General features: G+C 63.1%; 2 protein-coding genes. Both read left to right on the forward strand.

The annotated features are described in order from the left end of the window. Positions 1 to 212 precede the first annotated feature (212 nt). On the forward strand, positions 213 to 668 hold the full coding sequence (locus WLY71_RS30315) for a (2Fe-2S)-binding protein (protein WP_347806515.1): 456 nt from the start codon (positions 213 to 215) through the stop codon (positions 666 to 668). A gap of 25 nt (positions 669 to 693) precedes the next feature. Next, positions 694 to 2,382: xanthine dehydrogenase family protein molybdopterin-binding subunit (locus WLY71_RS30320; protein ID WP_347806516.1), on the forward strand; the 1,689-nt coding region annotated here is incomplete at its 3' end.

A 2,382-nucleotide genomic window follows, 5' to 3' on the forward strand; every position in this document is an offset into this window, starting at 1 on the left:
GTTTACGACGACTTCGTCGCCGAACGCAGCCTCGCGGGCTCGGCAGCTGCTACAGAGCGATCCTGTTCGCCTTCATCGTGTGACCGGTGGTCGATGAACCGGTCTCGCCCGGCAATTTGCGCTTAGCTGTAGGGATAACCCGAGGCGCGCGTGGGTTCTGAATCGCCACAGCGACGCCCCTTCAGAACACCGTGAGTCTGAGGAAATTCGCAATGCTGACCCTCAACATCAATGGCAAGGACCAGGTGCTGGATGCCCCCGCAGACATGCCGCTGCTGTGGGTCCTGCGCGATGTCGCGCACCTGACCGGCACCAAATTCGGTTGCGGCATCGCCCAGTGCGGGGCCTGCACCGTGCACGTCGACGGCGCGCCACTGCGCTCCTGCATCACGCCCGCCACGGCCGTGGCCCACGGGCAAAAAATCCTCACCATCGAGGGCCTGTCTACCGACGGTTCGCACCCGGTGCAACAAGCCTGGGCCGAACTCGATGTGGTCCAGTGCGGTTACTGCCAGTCCGGGCAGATCATGTCGGCGGCGGCCTTGCTGGCGAAGATTCCCAAGCCCACCGACAGCGACATCGATCAGGCGCTCTCCGGCAACATCTGCCGCTGCGGCACCTACCCAAGGATCCGCGCAGCGGTCAAACGCGCCGCCGAGATCGGTTGATGCCACGTTGACGGGAGTCCGAACAATGAACAGCCTCAATCCTCTGTCACGCCGCGGTTTCCTCAAGGGCAGCGCGGTGCTGGGCGGTGGTCTGGTGGTGGCGTTTGTCATCCCCGGTGGTCATCGCTTTGCCATCGGCGCCGAGAATCAAGGCAATGTTTTCGCGCCCAATGCGTTTTTACGGATCGGCAATGACAACAGCGTCACCATACTGCTCGGCCATTCGGAAATGGGCCAGGGCATCTGGACCGGCCTGACCATGCTGATCGCCGAAGAACTGGACGCCGACTGGTCGAAGATCCGTGTCGAACATGCACCGGCCTCGGCCGCCGAGTATGGCCTGGCCGGGTTTGGCGGGATGCAAATCACTGGCGGGTCCACCTCGACCTGGATGGAGTTCGACCGCTACCGGCAGGCCGGTGCAGCGGCGCGTTTGATGTTGATCGATGCGGCGGCCAAACGCTTCAACGTCGCGCCCTCCGGGATTCGCACCGAATCGGGTGTGGTGATTGCCGGCGATCAAAGCGCCACCTACGGCGAACTGGCCGATGACGCCGGCAAGCTGCCGGTGCCGGATCCGGCGACGATCAAGCTCAAGGAGTCCAAGGACTGGAAAATCATCGGCAAACCGACCAAGCGCCTGGACACGCCGGAGAAAATCACTGGCCGCGCCAAGTTCGGCATGGACGTGCAGTTCGACGGGCTGATGACCGCCATGGTCGCGCGCTCGCCGGTGTTCGGTGGCAGCGTCAAATCCTTCGAAGGCGCCGAAGCGCTGGCGATCCCGGGCGTGCACAAAGTGGTGCAGGTGCCCACCGGGGTGGCGGTGATTGCCGACCATTACTGGGCGGCGAAGCTGGGGCGCGATGCGTTGAAGATTGATTGGGACTTGGGGCCGAACACCGGGCTCGACAGTCAGAAGCTGCTGGAAAGCTTCCGCAAACTCGCTGCCACCCCTGGCGCTTCGGCCAGTCAGGCTGGTGATGTCGCGGCGGGTCTGGGGAAAGCGGCGAAGACCATTGATGTCGAGTACAGCGTGCCATACCTGGCCCACGCACCGATGGAACCGCTCAACTGCACGGTGAAAATCACCCAGGACAAATGCGAAATCTGGACCGGCACCCAGTTCCAGACGCTGGACCAAATGGTCGCCGGGAAAATCACCGGGCTCAAACCCGAGCAGGTGGAAATACATACCGAGTTTCTGGGCGGTGGTTTCGGTCGCCGGGCCAATCCAACCTCGGACTTTGTTGCAGAAGCTGTGGAAGTCGCCAAGGCAGCGGGCGCGCCGGTAAAAACCGTCTGGTCCCGGGAGGACGACATTCGCGGTGGGTACTACCGCTCGGCGTTCCTCCATCAGGCCCGCATCGGCCTCGATGCCGGTGGCCTGCCGATCGCCTGGAAGCATGTGATGGTCGGGCAGTCGATCATGGCGGGCACGTCATTCGAGGCGACCATGGTCAAGAATGGCATCGACAAGACGTCTGTCGAAGGGGTCGCCGACAGTCCGTACCTTAAGGGGTTGGCGAATCACCAGGTTGATCTGCATTCGCCGCAAACCGGCATCCGCGTGCTCTGGCTGCGTTCGGTGGGGCACACCCACACCGCGTTCGTGATGGAGTCGCTGATCGACGAACTGGCCGAGGCGGCCGGCAAGGATCCGGTCGAGTACCGACGAACCTTGCTCAAGGACCATCCGCGGCATCTTGGCGTG

This window comes from Pseudomonas rossensis (assembly GCF_039888995.1).
Lineage (GTDB): Bacteria > Pseudomonadota > Gammaproteobacteria > Pseudomonadales > Pseudomonadaceae > Aquipseudomonas > Aquipseudomonas rossensis.